This window comes from Achromobacter sp. RT286_PF (assembly GCF_059760425.1).
Genome location: NZ_JCBAMR010000008.1, coordinates 136297 through 161167, shown reverse-complemented (window position 1 = coordinate 161167; position 24871 = coordinate 136297). Strand labels below are relative to the sequence as shown.

20 protein-coding genes are annotated in these 24871 nt (G+C 65.0%); 6 read left to right on the top strand and 14 right to left on the bottom strand.

Translation table 11 applies throughout. The annotated features are described in order from the left end of the window. Positions 1–119: 119 nt before the first annotated feature. Genes phnX through AC6LJY_RS09795 form a run of 3 tightly spaced genes read right to left on the bottom strand, consistent with a single transcriptional unit; the run spans position 120 to position 3894 of the window. Positions 120–950 carry a phosphonoacetaldehyde hydrolase gene (gene phnX, locus AC6LJY_RS09805; protein WP_498135829.1) on the bottom strand — a complete coding sequence of 277 codons (831 nt, stop codon included), beginning with the start codon at positions 948–950 and terminating at the stop codon, positions 120–122. Between the two features lie 15 nt (positions 951–965). Continuing rightward, positions 966–2732, bottom strand: a complete 1767-nt coding sequence (locus AC6LJY_RS09800; RefSeq protein ID WP_498135828.1) for a putative 2-aminoethylphosphonate ABC transporter permease subunit — start codon at positions 2730–2732, stop codon at positions 966–968. Between the two features lie 7 nt (positions 2733–2739). Next, positions 2740–3894, bottom strand: a complete 1155-nt coding sequence (locus tag AC6LJY_RS09795; RefSeq protein WP_255593999.1) for a putative 2-aminoethylphosphonate ABC transporter ATP-binding protein — start codon at positions 3892–3894, stop codon at positions 2740–2742. A 148-nt stretch (positions 3895–4042) separates the two neighbouring features. Here AC6LJY_RS09795 and AC6LJY_RS09790 point away from each other — a divergent pair, with 148 nt between their 5' ends. Next, positions 4043–4906 (top strand): LysR family transcriptional regulator, encoded by an 864-nt coding sequence (locus tag AC6LJY_RS09790; protein WP_046802885.1) that lies wholly within the window; start codon positions 4043–4045, stop codon positions 4904–4906. A gap of 54 nt (positions 4907–4960) precedes the next feature. Then, complete coding sequence (locus AC6LJY_RS09785) at positions 4961–5530, top strand: phosphonate degradation HD-domain oxygenase (protein WP_006218288.1); 570 nt, start codon at positions 4961–4963, stop codon at positions 5528–5530. A gap of 84 nt (positions 5531–5614) precedes the next feature. Here AC6LJY_RS09785 and AC6LJY_RS09780 read toward each other — a convergent pair whose 3' ends face one another. Continuing rightward, the gene (locus tag AC6LJY_RS09780) at positions 5615–6466 is read right to left on the bottom strand and encodes a sulfurtransferase (RefSeq protein ID WP_498135827.1); all 852 of its coding nucleotides are present in this window, start codon (positions 6464–6466) and stop codon (positions 5615–5617) included. Positions 6467–6495: 29 nt separating this feature from the next. Further along, positions 6496–7350 (bottom strand): DMT family transporter, encoded by an 855-nt coding sequence (locus AC6LJY_RS09775; RefSeq protein WP_046802785.1) that lies wholly within the window; start codon positions 7348–7350, stop codon positions 6496–6498. A gap of 153 nt (positions 7351–7503) precedes the next feature. Here AC6LJY_RS09775 and htpX point away from each other — a divergent pair, with 153 nt between their 5' ends. Further along, entirely contained in the window at positions 7504–8385 is an 882-nt protein-coding gene (gene htpX, locus AC6LJY_RS09770) for a protease HtpX (RefSeq protein ID WP_046802784.1), read from the top strand. Positions 8386–8473: 88 nt separating this feature from the next. On the opposite strand, the gene AC6LJY_RS09765 is transcribed toward htpX, so the two are convergent. Next, complete coding sequence (locus tag AC6LJY_RS09765) at positions 8474–9865, bottom strand: L-serine ammonia-lyase (RefSeq protein WP_046802884.1); 1392 nt, start codon at positions 9863–9865, stop codon at positions 8474–8476. A gap of 175 nt (positions 9866–10040) precedes the next feature. Here AC6LJY_RS09765 and AC6LJY_RS09760 point away from each other — a divergent pair, with 175 nt between their 5' ends. Continuing rightward, entirely contained in the window at positions 10041–11702 is a 1662-nt protein-coding gene (locus AC6LJY_RS09760) for a Na/Pi cotransporter family protein (RefSeq protein ID WP_046802783.1), read from the top strand. Between the two features lie 160 nt (positions 11703–11862). Here the strand turns inward: AC6LJY_RS09760 and AC6LJY_RS09755 are convergent, their stop codons facing one another. The 3 genes from AC6LJY_RS09755 to polA all read right to left on the bottom strand — a co-directional run bounded on the left by AC6LJY_RS09755 (position 11863) and on the right by polA (position 16390). Next, positions 11863–12651, bottom strand: a complete 789-nt coding sequence (locus tag AC6LJY_RS09755) for a dienelactone hydrolase family protein (RefSeq protein WP_498135826.1) — start codon at positions 12649–12651, stop codon at positions 11863–11865. Between the two features lie 64 nt (positions 12652–12715). After that, on the bottom strand, positions 12716–13555 hold the full coding sequence (locus tag AC6LJY_RS09750; protein ID WP_498135825.1) for a ZIP family metal transporter: 840 nt from the start codon (positions 13553–13555) through the stop codon (positions 12716–12718). Between the two features lie 117 nt (positions 13556–13672). Next, positions 13673–16390 carry a DNA polymerase I gene (gene polA, locus AC6LJY_RS09745; RefSeq protein WP_498135824.1) on the bottom strand — a complete coding sequence of 906 codons (2718 nt, stop codon included), beginning with the start codon at positions 16388–16390 and terminating at the stop codon, positions 13673–13675. Between polA and AC6LJY_RS09740 the strand changes: the two genes are divergently transcribed. Continuing rightward, positions 16389–17069, top strand: coding sequence for an LOG family protein (locus AC6LJY_RS09740; RefSeq protein ID WP_448707060.1), 681 nt, complete (start codon positions 16389–16391; stop codon positions 17067–17069). The two genes, polA and AC6LJY_RS09740, sit on opposite strands and share 2 nt — an antisense overlap. Before the next feature lie 160 nt (positions 17070–17229). Here AC6LJY_RS09740 and AC6LJY_RS09735 read toward each other — a convergent pair whose 3' ends face one another. Beyond that, on the bottom strand, positions 17230–18093 hold the full coding sequence (locus tag AC6LJY_RS09735) for a LysR family transcriptional regulator (protein ID WP_046802779.1): 864 nt from the start codon (positions 18091–18093) through the stop codon (positions 17230–17232). Positions 18094–18199: 106 nt separating this feature from the next. Between AC6LJY_RS09735 and AC6LJY_RS09730 the strand changes: the two genes are divergently transcribed. Continuing rightward, positions 18200–18598, top strand: a complete 399-nt coding sequence (locus AC6LJY_RS09730; RefSeq protein ID WP_498135823.1) for a tautomerase family protein — start codon at positions 18200–18202, stop codon at positions 18596–18598. 121 nt (positions 18599–18719) lie between these two features. Here the strand turns inward: AC6LJY_RS09730 and typA are convergent, their stop codons facing one another. The 4 genes from typA to infB are packed head-to-tail and all read right to left on the bottom strand — an operon-like array spanning position 18720 to position 24809. Continuing rightward, positions 18720–20543, bottom strand: coding sequence for a translational GTPase TypA (gene typA, locus AC6LJY_RS09725; protein ID WP_046802777.1), 1824 nt, complete (start codon positions 20541–20543; stop codon positions 18720–18722). Continuing rightward, on the bottom strand, positions 20540–21292 hold the full coding sequence (truB, locus tag AC6LJY_RS09720; RefSeq protein ID WP_046802776.1) for a tRNA pseudouridine(55) synthase TruB: 753 nt from the start codon (positions 21290–21292) through the stop codon (positions 20540–20542). The genes typA and truB overlap by 4 nt, the downstream gene beginning before the upstream one ends. A 38-nt stretch (positions 21293–21330) precedes the next feature. Continuing rightward, a complete protein-coding gene (rbfA, locus tag AC6LJY_RS09715; RefSeq protein ID WP_006218273.1) occupies positions 21331–21732 on the bottom strand; it encodes a 30S ribosome-binding factor RbfA in 402 nt (133 codons plus the stop codon). 23 nt (positions 21733–21755) lie between these two features. Then, positions 21756–24809 carry a translation initiation factor IF-2 gene (infB, locus tag AC6LJY_RS09710; protein WP_219991956.1) on the bottom strand — a complete coding sequence of 1018 codons (3054 nt, stop codon included), beginning with the start codon at positions 24807–24809 and terminating at the stop codon, positions 21756–21758. Between the last annotated feature and the right edge of the window lie 62 nt (positions 24810–24871).

Genomic DNA, 24871 nt, shown 5'->3' with positions numbered 1-24871 from the left:
TGCGGAAAAACGCGCAAAAAAGGTGAACATCGCCCCCACTGCCGGCGGATGCCGGCTGCGGTACAAAGGCGCACACAAAGGGAATGCAGGGCCGGCAGTGCCGGCAAGGGGAAGCTAAATCAGGGGCGTTGGCCTCGTGCCAGACGGGCTTCGATGTCGATGATGACGGCCGGCAGATCCGCCACCGTATCGATCAGGTAATGCGGCGCGGCGGGGGCAAGCTCGCGGCTGGCGTCGGCGCGGGCCAGGTCGCGGCCCGCCTCGTCCAGGCTCAGGTATTCGTCCAGGGTCAGGCCGGCGGCGTTGCCGGACAGCAGCAGGCCCACCGACCACATGCCGGCGCGGCGTCCTTCCTCGATGCCGGGCGCGGTGTCGTCGACCTTGACGCACGCGGCCACGTCCGACAGGCCCAGTTCCACCACGTTCTTCAACGCCATGGCCGGCGCCGGACGTGCGCGCGGCACGTCGTCGCTGGCTACGATGCAATCGGGCTCCAGCCCTTCGGACGCGGCGCGTTCGACCACGCGGCGCATCACGCTGTCCGGGTAGCCCGAGCAAGAGCCGATCTTCAGGCCTTTACGGCGCAGCGCGCGCAACAGCTCGGCCGCGCCGGGGATGGCCGCCGAATACTGGGCCACCTTCTCCATCTGCATCGGCAGGAAGCGTTCATAGATGGCCGTCACATCGTCGTCGCTGGGCACGCGGCCGAACTGGGCCTGATACTGGGCGGCGATGGCCGGCTGGTTGCACAACGCGCGGATGTGGTCCCACTTGCCCATGCCCATGGGGCCGCGCGCCTCTTTCAGCGACACGTCCATGCCGAACTGCGAGAACGCATCGACGAACACCTTGGTGGGGGCAAATGATCCGAAGTCGACCAGCGTGCCGGCCCAGTCGAAGATCACGGCTTCCAGCTGCACGGGTAAGGAAGAAACAGTCATAAGGGTCATCCTGGGATCAATCGTTCAAAGGGCCACGGGGCGGCGCCAGGCCTGGCTGCGCGCCACCAGCGCGCGGCTGGCCAGATGCAGCAGCAGCGCCGCGACGGCGGAGCTGGCCATGATTACCGTGCACATGGCGGCGGCCGGGCCGATGAAGCCGGCGTCGTCCATGTTAAGGACGGCAACGGCGGCCAGCACCGTGGACGGGCTGTACAGAAACACCACGGCCGACACCGTCGTCATGGCGGATACAAACAAATACCGGGCGACGTCCAGCGCGGCAGGCAAGCACATCGGCAGGGTGACGCGCAGGAACGTCGTCATGCGCGGCACCTTCAGCGACGCGGACGCGGCTTCGAATTCCGGGTCCAGCGCGTTCAGTGCGGTGGCGGCCGTGAGGTGGGCGCTGGTGTAGAAGTGGACGACCGTGCACAGAATCAGCAGCGGCATGGTGCCGTACAGCACGTTCAGCGGATTCATCAGGCTGTTGAAAAAGAAGATGTAGCCCAGGCCCAGCACCAGGCCGGGCACGGCCATCGGCATCAGCGCCAGCATGCTGACCGCCCCCCGCAGGCCGCGCCCCAGTTGGCCGCGCGCCGGTACTTTTTCCATCATCCAGGCGCCCACGAAGACCACGGCCGTGCCGATCACGGCGGTGAAGAACGCCAGCTGCAAGCTGTTGCGCCACGCCAGCCAGCCACCGCCGTCCATGTTGTCGAAGTCGTAGGACCGCAGCGACATGGACAGGTTGTAGGGCCACATCTTCACGAACGACGCCCACACCGCCACGCCGATGATCAGCAGCAGGAACGCGGCCATCACGCCGGCGAGCGCCAGGAAAGCAGCATCACGGCGGCGGTTCGGATTTGCCGCATAGGCCTGCGCGCGGCCGCTCATCTGCGCGCCCTGGCGGGCCCGCAGGCGCCGGTCCAGCACGAAGGTCAGCAAGGCGGGCAGCAACAGCAGGATGCCGATGGCCGCGCCCTTCGGAAAGTTCTGCTGGCCGACCACCGCCTTGTAGGCTTCCATCGCCAGCACGTTGTAGTCGCCGCCCACCACCTTGGGTACGCCAAAATCGGTGACAGTCAGCGTGAACACCACGCAGCAGGCCGAGAACACGGCATAGCGCGTGCCGGGCAGGGTCACGGTCAGGAAGGTGCGCCACGGGCCGGCGCCCATGGCGCGCGCCGCGTCATACAGGCGCCCGTCGGCCAGCGTCAGGCCGGTCAACAAAATCATCAGCGCATGCGGGAAGGTGTAGAACGCCTCGCCGACGACGATGCCCCAGAAACCATAGATGGTGGCGCCGCCGGTCAGGCCTTTGAGCAGGCCCTGATTGCCCAGCAGGTAGACCAGGGCGATACCGGGCAGCAGCGACGGCGCCAGCAGCGGCAGCAAGGCGATGGTGCGCAACAGGCCCTTGCCGGGCAGGCGGGTACGCGTCAGTCCATAGGCAAATCCGTAGGCGCACGGCACCACCAGCAACATCGTCACGAGGCCCACCGTCAGGCTGCGGCCGACCATCGCCAGAAAGCCGTCTGCGCCGATGATGCCGGTAAGCACCGACAGGCCAGCCCAGGCGCCGTCGTTGTCCGTCACGGACTTGGCCAGGATGGCCGCCAGCGGCAACGCCAGGAACAGCACCAGGAACAGCAGCAACGCGCCCTGCCCGACGGTCAGGCCCAACGAGCCGATCCAGGCGGGCATGGGGCGGCGGCCCAAGGCCACGGGCGAAGCCGAAGCCGAAGCCGAAGCCGACGGCGTTTCCGCCACGGAAGGAGAACCGGTCATGGGGGAATCAAGCGTAGGCGCGAATCGCATGGCGCGGCAGCTCCACCCAGCAGCGGCTGGCAGCATGAGGACCCAACAGGGCGTCTCCGATTTCGGGGGACACGATGGAATGCACGGTGGACCCGGGCACGCCTTCCAGCCGCAACGCCAGGCGGTAACCACGGCCCAGGAACACGCCGTCCAGCACGTCGGCCAGCATCGAATTGGGCTCTTCCGGGCGTGCCATGCTGACGCGCACCGCCTCGGGCCGGACGAACAGCTTGCCGAATCGGCCATCCAGCGTGTCGTCCACCGCCAGTTCCTGGCGGCCGACGCGGGCGCGGTGCGCATCCACGCGTTCGAACGGCAGCCAGTTCGCCTCGCCCACGAAATCGGCGATGAAGGCGGATCCCGGCTGGCGGTACAGCTCGCGCGGCGTGCCGTACTGTTCGATCACGCCGCCGTTCATGACGGCGATGCGGTCGGCCATCACCATGGCCTCTTCCTGGTCGTGCGTGACCATCAGCGTCGTAATGGACAGGCGCTTTTGCAAGGCGCGCAACTCAATACGCAGATGCTCGCGCACGCGGGCGTCCAGCGCGGACATCGGTTCGTCCAACAGCAACAGGGACGGCGACGGGGCCAACGCGCGCGCCAACGCCACGCGCTGCTGCTGCCCGCCCGAGATCTGCCCCGGATACTTGTCGGCGGCGCCGGCCAGCCCCACCAGCGTCAGCATTTCCTCGACACGGTGGGCCACGTGCTTGCGATGCGCGCGCTTGCCGCTCAGGCCGTACGCCACGTTCTGGGCGACCGTCAGGTTGGGAAACAGCGCATAGGATTGGAACAGGATGCCGTAGTCGCGCTCTTGCGGTTCGGCATGGGAAATATCGCGGCCCGACAGCACGATGGTGCCGCTGTCCTGGCGCTCCAGTCCGGCAATCGCGCGCAGTAGCGTCGTTTTGCCGCAACCGGAGGGGCCTAGCAGGCACACCAGTTCTCCGGCACGGATATCCAGCGAAACGTCGGCCAGCGCCTTGTGGCTGCCAAACGTCTTGACCAGGTTTCGCACGGTCAGAAAGCCGCCACGCTTTGCCCCTTGCTGGGGCTCTTTGCCCGCAATGGGGTCCAGCCCGCCTTGGGGCGGCCCGGCGGGGAAAAGGTCGTTATCGGCTTGGGGCATGCTGCCTCCGGTCTGGGAACGAAGGCAGTATGGAAGCCGCGTATTGAGCGTTTATGACACTTCGCGCAAATGCAGTAATAAAAACATCAAATTATTTTGGTGTACTGGCGGTCTTGCGCATTGCGTCCCTTTCCCGCCCCCCGTCATCGTGCTTGTCGCCGAACTCAAATCTTTCTACGCCGTGGCCCGCTGCGGCACCGTCACCAAGGCCGCCGCCCAGTTGGGCGTCAGCCAACCCACCGTAACGGGGCAGTTGCGTCAGCTGGAATCTCGCTACGGCATCGAACTGTTCCATCGCCAGGGGCGCGGCATGCGCCTGTCGGATGCCGGACAGAATCTGATGCCCATGGTGGAAAAGCTGGTCCAGCAGGAAACCGAGATCGACTTCCGGCTGCGCGACGCCAGCGACCTGCGCGAAGGCAACCTGCGTGTCGGCGCCACCGGCCCGTTCTACATCATGGACACGGTGCGCCGATACAACCAGCGCTACCCCGGCATTGATCTGACGGTCACGATCGGCAATTCGCAGTCGATGCTGCAAGCGCTGCACGATTACCGCATCGAGATTGCCACGTCGTCTTTTCTGATGGATGACAAGCACCTGTATCGGCGGATGATCGCGGCCGACCCGATCCGCGTGGTCACCCACCGCGACCATCCGCTGGCCCGACGTGGCCGCGTGCGGCTGGCCGACCTTGCCGAGCACGCGCTGCTGGTGCGCGAGCCCGGTTCGATGACGCGCCAACTGACCGAAGACGCCCTGCAAGCCGCGGGCGTCACGGTGCGGCGCACGCTGGAGATCGGCAGCCGGGAATCGATCCGGCAGGCCATCCTGTGCGGCCTGGGGATCAGCCTGATCCCGTCGCGCGAAATTCCGTCCCATCCCGATCTGGCCGCCCTGGACATCGACGGCGCCGACATCGTGATGAATGAATACCTGTACTGCCTGCGCGAGCGCCAACCGGTGCAGCTGATCGCGCGCTTCCTGGAGATGGCGCCGGCAGCCGGCTGACCCGACTGGGTCACTGCCCGCCCCCTCCCCCTTGCGGCCAATCAGGAGACAACCATGGCCTTGACCTTGCAAGACATCGAGCAGATTTTTCTGGAACGCGGACACCGGTCATATCACGGTGAATCCGTCAGCCATTTGCGCCACGCGCTGCAAACGGCATCGCTGGCCGAGCGCCACGGCGCCAGCGCACACCTGATCACCGCCAGCCTGCTGCACGACCTGGGGCACCTGATCGCAGACCGGCCGGGCACCCCGACCCTGCGCGGTATCGACGACAAACACCAGTATTTCGTGCTGCCGTTCCTGCGCGGGCTGTTCAGTTCGGCGGTGCTGGATCCGATCCGGCTGCACGTCGAAGCCAAGCGTTACCTGTGCTACGTGGAGCCGCAATATGAAGCGTCGCTCTCCGAGGATTCGAAGCGCAGCCTGGCATTACAGGGCGGCAGTTTTGATGCGAGCCAGGCGGTGGATTTCGCCAGCATGCCGGGCGCGCCGGACGCGATTCGGCTAAGACGCTGGGACGACATGGCCAAGGTTCCCGGCCTGGCCACGCCGCCGCTGGATCACTTTCTGGAAATCGCGGAAAGCGTATCGGGCCGCGTGAAGCTGGCCGCGATCTGGTAGCGAACCGGGGCGCAGCGCCGGCCCGCACGCAACAAGGGCGCCGCAACCCGCGCTTCCGAGTGCGCGGGTCAGGCGCCTGAGGCTTCAGGCGCCCTTCGCCACCGGGCGTGACGGGTCGCTGCACCATTCGCTCCATGAACCCGGGTACAGCCGCGAGCCGGACAGGCCGGCGATTTCCATCGACAGCAGGTTATGGCACGCGGTGATGCCCGAGCCGCACTGATGCACCACGGCCTTGGGGTCGCGGTCACCCAGCAAGTTGGCGAATTCGGCGCGCAGTTGCTCGGGTGACTTGAAGCGGCCATCGGCTTGCAGGTTTTCGCCGTTGGGACGGTTCAGCGCGCCCGGGATGTGGCCGGCCACCGGGTCCATGGGCTCGACTTCGCCGCGATAGCGGTTGGCCGCGCGCGCGTCGATCACGGTAAAGGCCGGCTGGGCGATGTTGTCCAGCACGGCTTGGGCGTTGACCGACCCGGCCAGCGATTGCCCGGGCTCTACCGGCTGACCGGCTTTGACCGGGGTCGCGGCGTCGGTCGTGGTCGGCAAACCGGCCGCCAGCCACGCCTGCCAACCGCCGTCCAGCACGGCCACGCGTTCATGGCCCAACCAGCGCAACATCCACCACAGGTGCGCGGCGTACATGCCGCCGCTGGCGTCGTACGCCACGACCAGCGTTTGCGGCGTCACGCCATGAGCCGCCATCAGGCCGCCGAATTCGGCGCGCGACGGCAACGGATGCCGGCCGTTCTTGCCGGTGCGCGGTGCCGCCAGCTCGGTTTCGTGGTCCAGGTGACGGGCGCCCGGGATGTGTCCGGCGTCGTAGGCCTGGCGGCCGGCGGCGTGGTTGGTCAGGTCATGTCGCACATCGAATACGCGCACGTCGGGCGAATCGAGGCGCGCGGCCAGGTCGGCGGCGGAAATCAGTGTGGTCGTCATTCGGGGTGCTCCTGATCGAAGGGGGCGGGTCAAGTCGGCTTCGGGTCGCGCATGGTGCGCCACACCGACAGCAGGCCCGCGGAAATGATCAAGCCCATGCCGGCCCAGGCCAGGGCGTCCAGATGGTCGCCCCAGAAGCCCATGCCCAGCAAGGCCGCGAAAATAATGGTGCTGTATTGCAGCGCCGCCGTCAGCAGCGCCGACCCCATGCCAAAGGCCCGGGTCATGGCAAGCTGGCCGAACATGCCGGCCACGCCCACGCCGAACAGCGACGCGTAGCCCTGCCAGTCGGCGTGGCCCCAGCCTTCGAACCACAAGCCGGCGATGCTGGACACGCAGACCGCCACGGAGAAAAACAGCACGGTGCGCCATTCGGGTTCGCCGATGCGGCCCAGCTGGCGGATCTGCATCATCGCGATGGCCGACATGGCGCCCGCGCCCATGCCCATGACGGCGGCCAGCCACTGGTCTTCGTTGATGCTGGGCCGCAGCACGGCGATCACGCCCAGAAAGCCCAACGCTACCGCCAGGATGCGGACCGGGTCGCGCTGCGCGCCGCCCCACCCCAGCATCCAACAGGCGATGAACAGCGGCGCGGTGTAGTTCAGGCTGGTCGCGGTGGCCAGCGGCAGATGCGAGATGGCGAAGAAACCCAGCCACATCGACGTGACGCCGGACAGGTTGCGCCACAGGTGCAACTTCCAGCTGGTCGGAACGATGGATTGCCGCCCAGCGCGCGCCCACAGCAGCAAAAGTAGGACGGAAGGCAGCCCGCGAAAAAGCACGATCTGCGGCAGCGACGCGCCGTGTTCCGTGCCGAACTTCACGAACGACCCCATGATGGCGAACATGGCGGACGCCAACAACATCCAGAGAGCCTGCATTGGGGGTCTACGCTAAGGGAAAAGTGAGGGGAAATAGGGGAAAGCGATACTATACTCTTGCCCACCGGGAGCGGTGCCGGCGAGTCGGGGAACTGGCGGGCCGCCGCCATGTCGAACCCGGGTATTTCCCGCTCGCAGAGGAACACAAAAAACATGAAACGCATTGTCTTGTTCGTCATCACCAACCTGGCCGTCATGCTCGTGCTGTCGGCCACGCTGCGCATCCTGGGCGTAGACCGCTACATCACCGCCAACGGCCTGAACCTGAACGCCCTGCTGATCTTCTCGGTGGTCGTGGGCTTTACCGGCGCGATCATCTCGCTGCTGATCAGCAAGCCGATGGCCAAATGGAGCACCGGGGCCCAAGTGCTGGACCCGAACGCCCCCCGCAATCAACGCGAAGCCTGGCTGGTCGACACCGTTCACCAACTGGCCGACCGCGCGGGTATCGGCCGCCCCGAAGTGGCGATCTATGAAGGCGCGCCCAACGCCTTCGCCACCGGCGCGTTCAAGAACGACTCGCTGGTCGCCGTGTCGACGGGCTTGCTGGAAAGCATGAGCGAAGAAGAAGTGGCGGCCGTGCTGGCGCACGAAGTGGCCCACATCGCCAACGGCGACATGGTCACGCTGACGCTGATCCAGGGCGTCGTGAACACGTTCGTGGTGTTCCTGGCTCGCGTCGTGGGTTACTTCATCGACCGCGTCGTGTTCAAGAACGAACGCGGCATCGGCCCGGGCTACTACATCACCGTGCTGGTCTGTGAAATCATCTTCGGCGTGCTGGCCTCGATCATCGTGGCCTGGTTCTCGCGCCAGCGCGAATACCGCGCCGACGCCGGCTCGGCCCACCTGATGGGCGCGCGCGAACCCATGATCCGCGCGCTGGCTCGGCTGGGCGGCCTGGAACCGGGCGATCTGCCCAAGTCGTTCGAGGCCTCGGGCATCACCGGCCGCGGCGGCCTGGCGGCCATGTTCGCCTCGCACCCGCCCATCCCGTCGCGCATCGCCGCCTTGCAGAACGCCCGCGTGGTCTGATCACCGGCCCGGTTCAAGCAGGCAGCAAAAAGCCCCTGGGGTCAGAAACCCGAGGGGCTTTTTCTATTGAGGCTTCAGCGCTCGGGCATCAGCACTCGACGATGTTCACCGCCAAGCCGCCGCGCGCCGTTTCCTTGTACTTCGTCTTCATGTCGGCGCCGGTTTCGCGCATGGTCTTGATGACGGAATCCAGCGACACGTAGTGCTGGCCGTCGCCGCGCAGGGCCATGCGCGCGGCGTTGACGGCCTTGATGGACGCCATGGCGTTGCGTTCGATACAGGGAATCTGCACCAGCCCGCCAACGGGGTCGCACGTCAGGCCCAGGTTGTGTTCCATGCCGATCTCGGCGGCGTTCTCAACCTGTTCCACCGTGCCGCCCTGCGCCGCGGCCAAGCCGCCGGCGGCCATCGAACAGGCCACACCGACTTCGCCCTGGCAGCCCACTTCGGCCCCCGACAGCGATGCGTTGTACTTGTACAGCAGGCCGATCGCCGCGGCGGTCAAGAGGAACTCGCGTACGCCCTCGCGGCTGGCGCCGGGCACGAAGCGATCGTAATAGTGCAGCACGGCGGGGATGATGCCGGCCGCGCCATTGGTGGGCGCCGTGACGACACGGCCGCCCGCCGCGTTCTCTTCGTTGACCGCCATGGCATACAGGTTGACCCAATCCATGACCGACAGCGGGTCGGACAAGGTGCGCTCTGCGCGCTGGGTCAGATTGCGGTAAAGCTCCGGCGCGCGGCGACGCACGCGCAAGGGTCCGGGCAATTCGCCGTCGGCTTCCGGGTAGTCGATGCCGCAACCGCGCGCCACGCAGTCCTGCATGACCTGCCAGATGCGGTCCAGGCCGCTGTCCGTCTCGGCGGCCTCGCGCCAGGTCAGCTCGTTCTTCATCATCAGCTGCGCCACGGTGAGGCCGCTTTCGCGGCACATCGTCAGCAGTTCGCGGCCCGAGCGGAACGGGTACGGCAGCTGATTGTGCGCGGCGATCACCTGGCTGTTCGAGGCGCCGGCGGTCACGACGAAGCCACCGCCCACCGACAGGTACCGCGATTCGCGCAGCGACTCGCCATTGGCGTCGACGGCGTGGAATTTCATGCCGTTGGGGTGCTCGGCCATGGCTTCGCGACGATAGAACACCATGTGTTCTTTCTCGATGAAGGCGACCGGGTAACGGCCCAGCAGCGGCAACTGGCGGCTGGCGCGCACCGAGGCGATCATGCCGGCAATGGCGGCGGGGTCGACCGTGTCGGGCGCTTCGCCCATCAGACCCAGCAGTACGCCCTTGTCGGTACCGTGCCCCTTGCCGGTCGCGCCCAGCGACCCGTAGAGCTCGGCGCGGACATACGCCACGCGCGACATCAGGCCATCGCGTTCCAGGCCTTGCGCGAAAAGCAAGGCGGCCCGCATCGGACCCACCGTATGGGAACTAGACGGGCCTATGCCTATCTTGAACAGATCGAATACGGAAACGGCCACGCGATACTCCAATACATCAAAGAATAGTCAGGCAATGATACGCGTTGCCACCCCCGCGCGCAGGAATGGACGGCGGGGCGTATGCTGTATCGCCGCCACCGGTTCCGTCACCCGGTCAGGCATGCGATCATTACAGAATTATTACTTGTCATAAAAAGAACGGGAACACCCCTGGATGTCTGGACTTATTACCCTGCTTGACTTCGCCGGCTACGTCGCCCTGCTGCTTTGGGGCGTGCACATGGTCCAAACCGGCGTCCAGCGCGCGTTCGGCGCGGCCTTGGGCGCTGCGCTGGGCCGGGCCTTGGGCACCCGCCTGCGCGCCTTTGCCGCCGGCCTGGGCATTACCGCCGCCCTGCAAAGCAGCACCGCGACGGGGCTGATGATCACGGGGTTCGCCGCGGGCGGCGTGGTGGGCCTGGTGCCCGCGCTGGCCGCCATGCTGGGGGCCAACGTTGGCACGACGCTGATCGTGCAGCTGCTGTCATTCGACCTGACCTCGCTGGCGCCTATCCTTATCCTGGCGGGCGTCTGGATGTTCCGCCGGTATCCCCCCGGCCGCACGCGCGACCTGGGCCGCGTGTTCATCGGTCTGGGCCTGCTGCTGCTTTCCCTGCATCAGCTGGTTGAATTGTTCGAGCCGTTCCAGACGGCGCCCATGCTGGGCATGATTCTGGACGCCTTGTCGACCCAGCCCGTTGCCGCCGTCTTGCTGTCGGCCGCGTTCACCTGGGCCGCGCACTCCAGCGTGGCCGTCGTGGTGCTGGTGATGTCGCTGGCAAGCCATCACATGGTGGCGCCGCACGTGGCCTTTGCGCTGGTGCTGGGCGCCAACCTGGGCACGGCCATCAACCCGATGATCGAAGGCGTCACGGGCGACGATCCCGCCGCGCGCCGCCTGCCGCTGGGCAACCTGCTGACCCGCGTGCTGGGCGTGCTGGCCGGCCTGATCCTGCTGCCCGTGCTGCAACCCCTGATGAGCGACATGGCCAGCGACCCGGCCCGCGCCGTGGCCAATTTCCACACGCTGTTCAACGCGGTCATCGCCATCCTGTTCCTGCCGTTGCTGTCGCCCTACGCGGCCCTGCTGACACGCTGGCTGCCCAAGCGCGCCGACCCCAACGACCCTTCCCGGCCGCAATATCTGGATGAATGGGCGCATGACGTGCCCGCCGTGGCGCTGGGCAACGCCGCCCGCGAAGCGCTGCGCATGGCCGACATGGTGCAGACGCTGCTGCTGTATGCGCGCGCCGGCTTCAAGCGCGACAACCGCCACCGCATGGTGCAGGCACGGCAGCTGGATGCCGCGCTGGACAAGCTGGAAAACGCCATCACGACCTACCTAGCCACGCTGGACCAGGAAAACATGACGCGTGACGACATTCAACGCATGGACGATATCCTGGCCTTTGCCAGCAACATCGGCCACGCGGGCGATATCGCCCACCACGGCCTGTTGAGCCACGTGGCCAAGCTGCGCAAACAGGGCTGGACGTTCTCGCCCGAACAGCGCGCCAGCCTGGATGACACGCTGGGCCAGTTGATCGCAAACCAGCGGCAGGCCGCTGCCCTGTTCGTCAACGACGATCTGCGCCAGGCGCGGGCGCTGGCCGGCGAAAAGGCGCGTTTCCGCACCATCGAAACGCAGGCCGCCGACACGCATCTGCAAAAGATCAAGTCAGGCCAGGTGGACGCGGCCGAAGTCGGCGCGCTATACCTGGACATCCTGCGGGATATGAAGGGAATCAACTCTCACTTGGTGGGCGCCGCGGCGTATCCGCTGCTGGCCCGCCACGGCGAGCTTCTGCCCAGCCGTTTGCGCGAAGCGGGCAACTAAGCGAAAGCGGGGTCCGGGGGAAGCGGCAACCCGGCGCGCAAGCGCGCTTTAGACGGAAGCCCGCCAACCCAGGCGTGTTGCGGCGGACGGCGGGCGCTTCCCCCGCCCGGCCCCGCGCTTTAGTCAGGACAGCGCAAACTGACCCTGCCCCCGGCGCACATTACAGATAGCGCTGGAACCACGCCAGCATCCGGCTCCAGCCGTCCTTGGCCGCTTCAGGCTGGTAGCTGGCTCGGTAGTCCGCCAGGAACGCGTGGTCCGCATCCGGGTACACCACGAATTCCGACTGCCTGGCCGCCGCGTTACCGCCCGCCAGCTTGGTCTTCATGGTCTCGATATCGGCCAGCGGGATGCTGGCGTCCTTGCCGCCGTACAGGCCCAGCACCGGCGCATGCAGCTCGTTGACCACATCGAACGCCACCCGCTTGATCAGCGGGCCGTGGCCCACGCTGAGCTTGCCGTACCAGGCCACGGCGGCCTTCACGTCCGGGTTGTGAGCGGCGTACATCCACGTCAGGCGACCGCCCCAGCAAAAGCCCGTGATGGCCACGCGCTTGGGGTCGCCGCCGTTCTCCGCCGCCCAGGCCACGCTGGCGTCCAGGTCGGAAAACACCTGTTCATCCGGCACCTTGCTGACCAGTTCAGCAATCAGTTTCGGAATGTCGGTGTAGACGGAGGCGTCGCCCTGGCGTTCATACAGGTTCGCGGCCACGGCCAGGTAACCGGCCTTGGCGATGCGTCGGCAAAGATCTTTGATGTGCTCGTGCACGCCGAAGATTTCCTGCACCACCAGGACGATGGGCAGGTCCTGGCGGCCTTCGGGCGCGGCGTAATAGGCGGCGATGGACCCGTCTGCCACGGGCAGCTTGAAGTCAGCGTGAACCAGGCCTTCGGTGTCAGTGTGGATGACGGTGGGGGCAACGTTGCCGGCGGCGGCGGAAAAGCTCATGGGGGACGCTCCTGTGGGGGATTGATCGACAGATCGACAAGCAGGCATCCCGTCCGCGCGCGCCCTAATGCGTGTGGGCGTGCTCCGCATGGGGCGCGCCAGTACCGGCGTCGGCCTCGTGCTCGTGCCCATGGTGCATCAGCGTGGTCACGCTGTAGATCAGCGCGACACCCAAGCCCACCAGCAACAACTGCGGGACGGCATCCGAAAGGGACACCCGTTCATGCATCTGCGGCATCAGGTCGGCCACCGAGATATACAGGAAGCTGCTTGCGGCAACCACCAAGATATACGGCACCCAGTCCTGCGCCTGCTGCAGCACAAAGTACCCTATTATGCCGCCCACGGCTGAACACAAGCTGGTGAACAGGATCAACGAAAACGCACGGCGACGCGGCAGCCCGGCATTGAGCAGCACGACAAAATCGCTAAGCTTGTGCGGCACTTCGTGCACGATGATCGACGCCGCCGTCAGCACGCCCAGCAGCGGGTCCGTCAGGAACGCCGCCGCCACCAGCACCCCGTCGCACAGATTGTGCAGCGAACTTCCAATCAGGATCAGCACGCCGCCGCGCCCCGCTTCGTGGTGGTCGTGGCCTTTGTGGTGGTGATGCCCGTCGCCCTCGTGGTGATGGCTATGACGCAGCAGCGCAATCTTTTCCAACACGAAAAAGCCGATCAGCGACGCCAGCATCAGGCCGAACAAGGCATGGGCGTTGCCGACCGCGCCCTCGAAGGCCTCGGGCAGCAGATGCAATAGCGCCACCGACAGCAGCACGCCCACCGACAGGCTCACCATGTGATGCAGGTATTGGGCGAACACCTTGTAGGCCAGCCAGCTGGCGACAAAGACGGCAATAAGCCCGCCGGTTACGGTGGCAAGCAGGACCCAGAGCAGCAACATTTGGGGGACGCAGTATAGGCGGGGAGGAAGCGCAACATTATATTGTTGCAATCCCAAAATCGGAAATGGGCCGTCCAAGGACGGCCCATCGGAATTTCCGTGCAGAACCCGCAGCGCTTAGTGCGCCTGTTCCCAGTTCTTGCCCATGCCCACTTCCGCGACCAGCGGCACGCGCAGTTCGGCCACCGAGCACATCAGGCGAGGCAGCGCTTCCTTGACCACATCGATCTCGGCATCCGGCGCTTCCAGAACCAGTTCATCGTGTACCTGCATGATCATGCGGGTTTGCAGTTTTTCGGCTTCCAGCCAATCTTGCACAGCCACCATGGCCAGCTTGATGAGGTCGGCCGCCGTGCCCTGCATGGGCGCGTTGATGGCGGCCCGCTCGGCGCCTTGCCGACGCGGCCCCGAGGCGCCACGGATCTCGGGCAGTTGCAGGCGTCGACCGAAAACCGTTTCGACGTAGCCCTGTTCGCGCGCCAGCCTGCGGGTATTTTCCATGTACATCGCCACGCCGGGATAGCGGGCGAAATAGCGGTCGATGTAGGCTTGCGCGGCGTCCCGGGTGATGCCCAGGTTGGACGCCAGGCCGAACACGCCCATGCCGTAGATCAGGCCAAAGTTGATGGCTTTGGCCGCGCGACGCTGGTCCGTCGACACGTCCGCCAAGGCCACGCCGAACACTTCGGCCGCCGTGGCGCGGTGAATGTCTTCGCCGGCGGCGAACGCGCTTTGCAGATTGGCGTCATCGGACACGTGCGCCATGATGCGCAGTTCAATCTGCGAATAGTCGGCCGACAGCAGCACGCCCTGCTCGGCAATGAAGGCTTCGCGCACGCGGCGGCCCGCCTCGGTGCGCACGGGAATATTCTGCAAGTTGGGATCGGACGAGGCCAAGCGGCCCGTGATGACCGCCGCCTGCGAATAACGCGTGTGCACGCGGCCGGTGGCCGGGTTGATCATGCGCGGCAGCTTGTCCGTGTAGGTGGACTTCAGCTTGGACAGGCCCCGGTATTCCAGCAGCACCTGGGGCAGCGGGTAGTCCAGCGCCAGCTTGGTCAGCACGTCTTCGTCGGTTGACGGTGCACCGCTGGCGGTCTTGCGCACCACCGGCAACTGCATGCGTTCAAAGAGGATTTCGCCCAACTGCTTGGGCGAATTCAAATTGAAGGGCTGGCCGGCCAGTTCATAGGCCTTTTGCTCCAGGCGCAGCATTTCCTGGCCCAGCTTGTGGCTTTGGCGGCCCAGCTCTTCGGCGTCCACCTTCACGCCGTTGCGTTCGATCGTGGTCAGCACCGCCGACACCTTGATCTCAAGCTGGTAGATGCGGTCCAGCCCCTGGTCAGCCGCCACCATCGGGCGCAGCACACGGTGCAATTGCAAGGTGAAGTCGGCGTCTTCGGCGGCGTAATGCCCCGCCTTGTCGACAGCCACCTCGTCAAAGCCGATCTGCTTGGCGCCCTTGCCGCACAGGTCTTCGTACGACACGCCGCTGCGGCCCAGATAGCGCTGTGCCAGGTCGTTCAGCCCCACGCCGCGATGCGATTCCAGCACATACGCTTGCAGCATCGTGTCGTCGGTAATGCCGGCCAGCGCAATGCCCTCGTTGGCGAACACATGCGCGTCGTATTTGGCGTGATGCAGCAGTTTGGCGCGCGACGCATCTTCCAGCCACGGCTTCAGGCGCGCCAGCACCTCGGCCTTGGGCAACTGCGTGGCGCCGTCCGGCCCGCGATGCGCCACGGGGATGTAGCAGGCAACGCCCGGCTCTACCGCCAAGGACAAGCCCACCAGCCGTGCCTGCATCTGGTCCAGCGACGTGGTTTCAGTGTCCAGCGCCACCAGGGACGCGTGTTGCAGCCGCTCGAACCAGGCGTCGAACTCGGCCCAGTCGGAAATGATGCGGTAGTCCAGCTCGGCGGGCGCCTCCGGCACATCCACCGCGATGCGCGCATCGCCCGCAGGCACGCGCTCGGCATCCCCGGTCAGGTCGCGCAGCCAGGTACGGAAGCCGTAGCGCTCGTACAGCTCGGTCAAGGTGGCGTCGTCGCGCTCGCGCGGCTTCAGGTCGTCCACGCTTTCGACATGGCCGGTCAGGTCGCAGTCGTACTTCACCGTCAGCAATTGGCGGGTCAGCGGAAAGTTGGGGATGGCCTCGCGCAGATTGTTGCCGGCTACACCCTTGATGCTGTCGGCGCCTTCGATCAGCTTGTCGATCGAGCCGAATTCGGACAACCACTTCACGGCCGTCTTTGGGCCGACCTTGGTCACGCCCGGCACGTTGTCGACGGTATCGCCCACCAGCATCAGGTAGTCGACGATGCGGTCGGGCGGCACGCCAAACTTGTTGACCACACCGGGTTCGTCCAGCACTTCGCCGGTCATGGTGTTGACCAGGGTGACGTGGCTGTTGACCAGCTGCGCCAGGTCCTTGTCGCCCGTCGAGACGATGGTGTGCACATCGTGTTCGGCGGCGCGCTTGGCCAGCGTGCCGATCACGTCGTCGGCCTCTACCCCTTCGATGGCCAGCACCGGCCAGCCCAGCGCGCGCACCGCGCGGTGGATGGGTTCGATCTGCGCGGCCAGATCTTCCGGCATGGGCGGGCGATGCGACTTGTATTCGGGATACAGATCGTCTCGGAAAGTCTTGCCGCGAGCATCGAAAATACATGCGGCATACTCTGCCTTATGCTCAGATACAAGCTTGCGCAGCATATTGACCACGCCGTACAGCGCACCCGTGGGTTCGCCTTGCGCGTTGCGCAAATCAGGCATAGCGTGGAAAGCGCGGTACAAGTAGCTTGAACCGTCGACCAGTAATAAGGTTTTTTTCATGGTTACAAAGGCAGATATGGAAACACCCGCCGGCAAACAAATTCCGCTGATTATGTCAGAGATACGGACGGCGGCAGATAAGCTCGCGAACATCGGGCCCGCAGTCAGTGTCTTCGGCAGCGCACGCGTCAGCCGCAACTCCCCCCACTATGAAACCACCGTTGCCATTTCGGCCGCCTTGGCCGGCGCCGGGTTCGCGGTCATTGCAGGGGGCGGCCCCGGCATCATGGAGGCCGCCAACAAGGGAGCCTTCGAAGCAGGCGGCACCAGCATCGGGCTGAATATCAGCCTGCCGCACGAAGCGCACAACAACGAATACCAAACCATCAGCCTGTCATTCGAGTATTTCTTCTCGCGCAAGGCCACGTTCTTCATGCACAGCTTCGCCTACGTGGCGATGCCGGGCGGCTTTGGCACGCTGGACGAGCTCTTCGAAGCGCTGACGCTGATCCAGACTGGCAAAGTCCCGCCCGCGCCCATCGTGCTGGTGGGCAGCGAATACTGGTCGGGCATGGTCGAGTGGCTGGGCGATCAGGTGCTGGGTAACGGCATGATCGGCGCGCACGACCTTGACCTTTTCATCATCGAGGACGACCCCGTCAAAGTGGTGCGCCGCGTCGTGGAATTCCATGACAAAGTCACTTCCGAAGCACAATACGCGCCGTCCCTGCCCGCCTGAGCCTGAGGCTTGGCCTGAGCTCCGGCCTGAGCCCTGGGCTCGACTTCAAGCATGATGCGGCGGCCGCCCCAGGCCGCCGTTTCAAGCGCATGGCTTCACGCCAGCATCTCGGGTCGTCGTCTCAGGCCATCGCCTCAAGCCATCGCCCCAAGCCATCGCCTCAAGCCATGGCTTTGACGATGGCTTCGCGCGCCAGGCCGATGAACTCGCTCTCTCCGGGGCGGGCGGGCAATAACCGAAATTCCACCGACGGCAGCGTCGGCAGGCCGGGCGCATGCAACCGCGCGATGCCGGGCGCCAGCGCCGACTCGTTCAGGCAGGCCACCCCCAGGCCCGCCGAAATAGCCAGCTGCAAGCCCGCCACGCCGGATGCCACATGCGCCACCGCGTAGGGCACGGCGCGCCGCGTCAACTGACGCTCTACGTACTGGCGCAATGCGCATGTCTCGGGCAAGACCAGCAGCGGCAAGGGCTCGCCAGCGGGCGCCGCGGCGCCTTCCGCCGCCATCCATAGCAGCGGCTCGCGGCGCAGCAATGCACCCTGGGCCCTGGCCCGTGGCGCACCGCGTTCCTGGATCGACATCGATATGCCCACGTCGATTTCACCTCGTTCGTAGGCAGCCTCGATCGCGCCGCTTTTCATGATTGTCACGTGCAAGCGCACCTGCGGATACTGTTCGTTCAAGCGCCGCAGCATGCGCGCCACGTCGCCGGGGCGAAAGTAATCCGTGATGAACAGCCGCAATTCGCCGCGCAGCGCCACGCCGCGTAAATCGCGATAGGCCTCGTCACTAAGCGCAAGAATGGCGCGGGCGTGACGCAGCAGCCGTTCGCCCGCCGGCGTGGCCGTCACGCCCGTTTTGGCGCGTATCAGCAGCGCCTGGCCGGCGCGCTCTTCCAGTTTGCGCATCTGTTCGCTGACCGATGACTGCGACAGAAAAACCTTGGGCGCCGCCGCCGTCAGGCTGCCGGCATCAAGCACGGCGACCAGCGTGCGCAACTGGTCAAGGTCAAATCCAGACATACGGTATCCAACGGATAAGTCGATGGATGGAATCGTAATTTCCCGCTTTTCCGATGTCAAACGCCTCTCTACACTGGCCTTGTACCCTTACACACAGGAGCCAGTCATGCCCCATATCGTCATACACATTTCCGGTCAATCGGACCCCGTCATCAATCGTCGCGTGGTCGACTCGGTGGCCGGACTGACACAGTCCGTGCTGGGCAAGAAGCTGCCTGTCATCGCCATTACGTTGCAGCACATCCCGCACGATCTCTGGTTCATCGGCGGCAAGCCGCTATCGGAACTGGGCAAGAACGCCTTCCACCTGGACATCAGCGTCACGGACGAAACCAACACCAAGGCCGAAAAGGCGCGCTATATCAAAGAGATCTATGCGTCCTTCCAGCAGATATTGGGCGAGCTGCACGAATGCTCGTACGTACACGTGATCGACGCGCGGGCAGCAGCCTATGGATATGGCGGCGCCACGCAGGAATACCGGCATCAGCAAAGCGGGGTGTAGTCCTCCGGCGGCGGCCCCGCAGTGGGCCGACGCGCGCGCCCATGAAAAAAAGCCGCACACCAAAAGGTGCGCGGCTTTTTGCTGCCGAACCGCCAGGGAGGAATATCCCCGGGGGCTCGCCTTAGACCGAGGCTTCGCGCGCGGCGCGCTTGCGTTCGTTTTCCAGCAGATGGCGCTTGCGCAGACGGATCGACTTCGGCGTGATTTCAACGAGCTCGTCGTCGTCGATGAATTCCACGGCGTATTCCAGCGACATCTGAATCGGCGGCACCAGGCGCACGGCTTCGTCGGTACCCGAGGCGCGCACGTTGGTCAGCTGCTTGCCCTTGATCGGGTTCACGACCAGGTCGTTGTCACGGCTGTGAATGCCGATGATCATGCCTTCATACAGCGCATCACCCGGGCTCACGAACATGCGGCCGCGATCTTGCAGCTTCCACAGCGCGTAGGCCACGGCATCGCCTTGGTCCTGGCTGATCAGCACGCCGTTGCGACGCTCGCCGATCGAACCTTCCTTGACCGGGGCGTATTCGTGGAAGATGTGGCTCATCAAACCCGTGCCGCGCGTCAGCGTCAGGAATTCGTTCTGGAAGCCGATCAGGCCACGGGCCGGGATCAGGTATTCCAGACGCGTACGGCCACGGCCGTCCGGCTGCATGTCTTGCAGGTCGCCCTTGCGGCGGCCCAGCTCTTCCATGACGCCACCCTGGTGGGCATCTTCAACGTCGATGGTCAACGATTCGAACGGCTCGCACTTCACGCCGTCGATGTCCTTGAACACCACGCGCGGACGCGACACGGCCAGCTCGTAGCCTTCGCGACGCATCGTTTCCAGCAGAATCGTCAGGTGCAGTTCGCCACGGCCCGACACTTCAAACACCGTGTCGTCGCCCGTGTCGCGCACACGCAGCGCCACGTTGGACTTCAGTTCGCGGTCCAGGCGGTCGCGCACTTGGCGGCTGGTCACGAACTTGCCTTCGCGGCCGGCCAGCGGCGACGTATTAACCATGAAGTTCATGGTCAGCGTCGGCTCGTCGATGCGCAGCATCGGCAGGGCTTCCTGCGTGATCACGTCGGTCACGGTGCAACCAATGCCCAGTTCTTCGATGCCGTTGATCAGCACGATGTCGCCGGCTTCGGCTTCTTCAACCACAACGCGCTCCAGGCCGTGGAACTTCTGGACCTGGTTGATGCGGCCCTTGCCGCCTTGGCCGTCGGGACCAAACTTGTAAGCCACTTCCATGCCGGGGCGCATGCGACCACGGTTGATGCGGCCCACGCCGATCTTGCCGACGTAGCTGTTGTAGTCCAGCGAGATGATTTGCATCTGCAGCGGGCCGTTGGGATCGTCGTCACGCTGCGGCACGTGCTGCAGAATGGCTTCGAACAACGGGCGCATGTTGCCTTCGCGCACGTCCGGGGTCAGGCCGGCGTAGCCGGACAAGCCCGAGGCGTACACCACCGGGAAGTCCAGCTGTTCTTCCGTCGCGCCCAGCTTGTCGAACAGGTCGAACGTGGCGTTGATGACGAAGTCGGTACGGGCGCCCGGGCGGTCAACTTTGTTGACGACCACGATCGGCTTCAGGCCCAGGGCCAGCGCCTTGCGGGTCACGAAAATGGTCTGCGGCATCGGGCCTTCAACGGCGTCAACCAGCAGCAGCACGCCGTCAACCATGGACAGCACGCGTTCGACTTCGCCACCGAAGTCAGCGTGGCCCGGGGTGTCGACGATGTTGATGTGCGTGCCTTCGTATTCAACGGCACAGTTCTTGGCCAGAATCGTGATGCCGCGTTCTTTTTCCAGGTCGTTCGAGTCCATGACCCGTTCGGTCAGCGCCTGGTTTTCGCGGAAGGTGCCGGATTGGCGCAGCAGCTGGTCGACCAGGGTTGTTTTACCGTGGTCCACGTGGGCGATGATGGCGACGTTGCGCAAGGCGCGAGTCATAGCGAGTCCTTTAAGGTCAGGGTGGAGGGCAGCAAGCCCTCCGGCAATTCGTTCAGTGCAAGCAATGCCTGCTTGGGGTCTGGCATGGCCTGCAAGGCTTCCAGCTCAACGGCGCGTTCCAGAGAAAATGGCCCGACATGCGTGCGCCGCAGCGCCGTCAGGTGGGCGAAACAGCCCAGCACGCGCCCGATGTCCTGGGCCAGTGTTCGGATGTATGTGCCTTTACTGCAAGCCACATCGATCTCTGCCTGCGTTCCCGAAAGGGACAACAGCTCGATGCGGTGAATCGTGATCTGGCGCGGGGCCCGTTCCAGCTCGATGCCGGCGCGCGCGTACTCGTACAGCGGTTTGCCATCGCGCTTGAGCGCGGAGTACATCGGCGGAATCTGCTCGATCGTGCCCGAGAAACGTGACAGCGCGTCGCGCAGCGCCTGTTCGTCAACGGTAAAGCCCGGTTCGGCGGTGGACACGACATTGCCGGTCAGGTCGCCAGAATCGGTTTCGCTGCCAAATTGCAGCGTAGCGCGATACGCCTTGTCAGCGTTAAGCATCGCGCCGGAAATCTTGGTTGCGCGTCCCATGCAGCACACCAGCAAGCCGGTGGCGAAGGGATCCAGCGTGCCCGTATGACCGGCTTTCGCCGCGTCCATGGAACGCTTGGCGCGTTGCAAGGCGTGGTTGCTCGACAAACCTACGGGTTTGTCGAGCAACAGCACACCGTCGAGCAAAAGCCCGCGTCGTTTAGCCATCGTCGGAATCCGGTTGAAAAGCAGTGACGACAGCCCGATCAGGACTGGTCTTCAGGTTCGTCAGGCACGCCCGAGTGCGGGCCGGGCCGGTTTGCGCGGTCGATGAGGATCGACATTTCGATGCCACGGGCAATCTGCTCGTCGTGGAAGAAGCGCAAAGTGGGGACAGTGTGAATGTGCAGCAGCTTGTAAAGCTGGGAATGCAGCCAACCGGCTTTTTCGTTCAGCAAGGCGGTGGCGGCTTCGGGCTCGGCGCCCAAAACCGTGAACCACACCTTGGCATGCGCGTAGTCGGTCGACAATTCCACACCAGAGAGCGTGATCAGCCCGGCGCGAGACATATCGATCTCGCGCTGGATGATCTCGGCCAGATCCTTCTGGATCTGGTCGGCCAGCCGCAAATTGCGGCCGGGGATGGCTTTGGACTTGTGACGGCTCATTAGCAATAATGCCTCGCGACGCTTTACAGCGTACGCGCGATTTCCTTGATTTCAAAGACTTCCAGTTGGTCACCCACCTGGATGTCGTTGTTGCCGCGCAGCGTAAGACCGCAATCGAAGCCCGACTTGACTTCCTTGACGTCGTCCTTGAAGCGGCGCAGCGATTCAAGATGCCCCGTCCAGTGAACCACGTTGTTGCGCAGCAGGCGTACCTGGGAATCGCGGCGGACGATGCCGTCAAGCACCATACAACCAGCGATGTTGCCAAGGCGCGAGATGCTGTAGACCTCACGGATCTCGACCAGGCCGATGATTTCTTCCTTCTTCTCGGGCGCCAACATGCCCGACATGGCCGCCTTAACTTCATCCACGGCGTCATAGATGATGTTGTAGTAGCGCACGTCGATGCCGTTGTTCTCGGCCAGCTTCTTGGCGCTTGCTTCCGCACGCACGTTAAAGCCGATCACGACCGCGTTCGAGGCAATAGCCAGGTTGATGTCGGTTTCCGAGATGCCGCCCACGGCCGCGTGCACCACTTGCACACGGACTTCGTCGGTCGACAGCTTGACCAGCGACTGAACCAGCGCTTCCTGCGAACCCTGCACGTCGGTCTTGACGATAAGGGTAAGCGTTTGCGTGCCCTCGCCCAGGTTGTCGAACATCGATTCCAGCTTGGCGGCCTGTTGGCGTGCCAGCTTGACGTCGCGGAACTTGCCTTGGCGGAACAGCGCGATTTCGCGCGCCTTGCGTTCGTCGGACAGCGCCATCAGTTCGTCGCCGGCGGCGGGAACTTCGGTCAAACCCTGAATTTCCACCGGGATGGACGGGCCCGCCGATTGGATCGGCTTGCCGTTTTCGTCCAGCATGGCGCGCACGCGGCCAAAGCTTGCGCCGGCCAGCACGACGTCGCCGCGCTTGAGCGTGCCGCTTTGCACCAGAATCGTCGCGACCGGGCCACGGCCCTTGTCCAGACGGGCTTCGATGACCAGACCCTTGGCGGGTGCGTCTTCCGGAGCCTTCAATTCCAGCACTTCGGCTTGCAGCAGCAGGTTTTCCAGCAGATCGTCAATGCCTTCGCCGGTCTTGGCCGACACGCCCACGAAGGGCACGTCACCACCGTATTCTTCCGGCACGACCTGTTCGGCAACCAGTTCCTGCTTGACGCGTTCGGGGTTGGCCGACGGCTTGTCGATCTTGGTCACGGCCACAACCATGGGCACGCCCGCGGCCTTGGCGTGGTGGATGGCTTCACGCGTTTGCGGCATCACGCCGTCGTCGGCGGCAACCACCAGAATCACGATGTCGGTCGCCTTGGCGCCGCGGGCACGCATGGCAGTGAACGCCTCGTGGCCCGGGGTGTCAAGGAAGGTCACCATGCCGCGTTCGGTTTGAACGTGGTAGGCGCCAATGTGTTGCGTAATGCCGCCGGCTTCGCCCGCTGCAACCTTGGCGCGGCGGATGTAATCCAGCAGCGAGGTCTTGCCGTGGTCGACGTGGCCCATGACGGTCACAACCGGAGCGCGCGGCAGTTGTTCGGCTTCGGACACCGTGGCGGATTCGTCCAGGAATGCTTCCGGATCGTCCAGCTTGGCGGCGATGGCCACGTGGCCCAGTTCCTCGACCACGATCATGGCCGTTTCCTGGTCAAGCACCTGGTTGATGGTGACCATCTGGCCCAGCTTCATCAGATGCTTGATGACCTCGGCGGCCTTCACGGACATCTTGTGAGCCAGGTCGGCCACGCTGATGGTTTCCGGCACGTGAACTTCGCGTGCAATGAATTCCTGCGGTGCGGGCTCGTTGCGGCGGTCGTTCTGCTGGTTGCGGCCACCACGGCCGCCACCCTTGCCACCACCCTTGCCACCTGCACGCCAGCCATCACGGCTGGCCGGGGCGGCCGGCTTGTCGGCGGGCTTCTTGCGCGAGGCGTCATCCGACCAGGTCGAAGCAACTTCGGCGGTCTTGATGGTCTTTTTCGCGCCAGGAGCGGCGGGCTTGGCGTCCTTCTTGGCGCCAGGCGTGGCACCCGGCTTGCCGGCCGGCTTGTGCAGCGTGCCGGAAATCGGCGCGGCAGCGGCGGCAGCGGGGGCCTCCGGTTCAGGAGCACGCAGCACCTTGCGCGGACGATTCAGCATCTCGCGCAGCGCGGCGGCTTCGGCCTCGGCGGCACGGCGCGCCTCATCGCGGCCACCCGACGTAGCGGACGCAGCAAGGGGCGGGCCGGCGCGGCGGTTGTCGGCACGGTTGCCCACCTTGACGGGGGGCGCGGCCGGCGCGGGCGCGGCGGTTTTCACGGGTTCGGACTTCGCGGCAGGCTGCGCCTGGGCGATCGGCGCAGTGGCCTCGGGGGAAGGTGTATCGGACTTATTGGCTAGCACAACGGGTTCCGGCTTGGCTTCTTCAGCCTTGGGCTCGGTGGATTCAGTCTTAACTTCGGGCTTGGCCTCTTCGGCCACGGGCTCGGCAGGAGCAGGCGCCGGCGTCGGTTCGGGTTCAGGCTGGGCCTGGACTTCGGCGGCTTGCGCCTCGACGGGGGCGGGCACTTCGGCCGCGACGGGTTCAACAGGCGCGGGCGCTTCAACCGGCGCGGGCGCTTCTACAGCAACGGGCTCTTGTGCCGCGGCAGGGGCCGAAGCCTCGGCCTTGTCGGCAGTGGTCTCGCGGGGCTCGACCACGGCAGGAGCCTCGGGTGCAGCCGGCGCGGACACCTGCTGCTCTTCTTCGATCGCAACTTCATCTTCGGCACGCGAGGACGCGGCTTGCTCAAGGGCGATTTCGGAGGGATCACGCTTGACGAACACGCGCTTCTTGCGCACTTCAACCTGGATCGTGCGCGAGCGGCCGGTGGCATCAGCCTGCCGGATCTCGGACGTCTGGCGGCGCGTCAAGGTGATCTTCTTGCCTTCGGTCGCGCCATGGGCGCGACGCAGCGATTCGAGCAATTTCGCCTTGTCGCTGTCGGTGACGGAATCGTCAACCGATTTGAGGTCAACACCAGCCGAGCGCAGCTGATCCAGCAGCACATTGGCAGGCATTTTCAGCTCGGTAGCGAACTGGGCGACGGTGTTACTCGACATTAGGCTCTCTCTTCCCTATATGCAGCTATTACAAACAACGTGAACTTGCGGTGGATGAATCC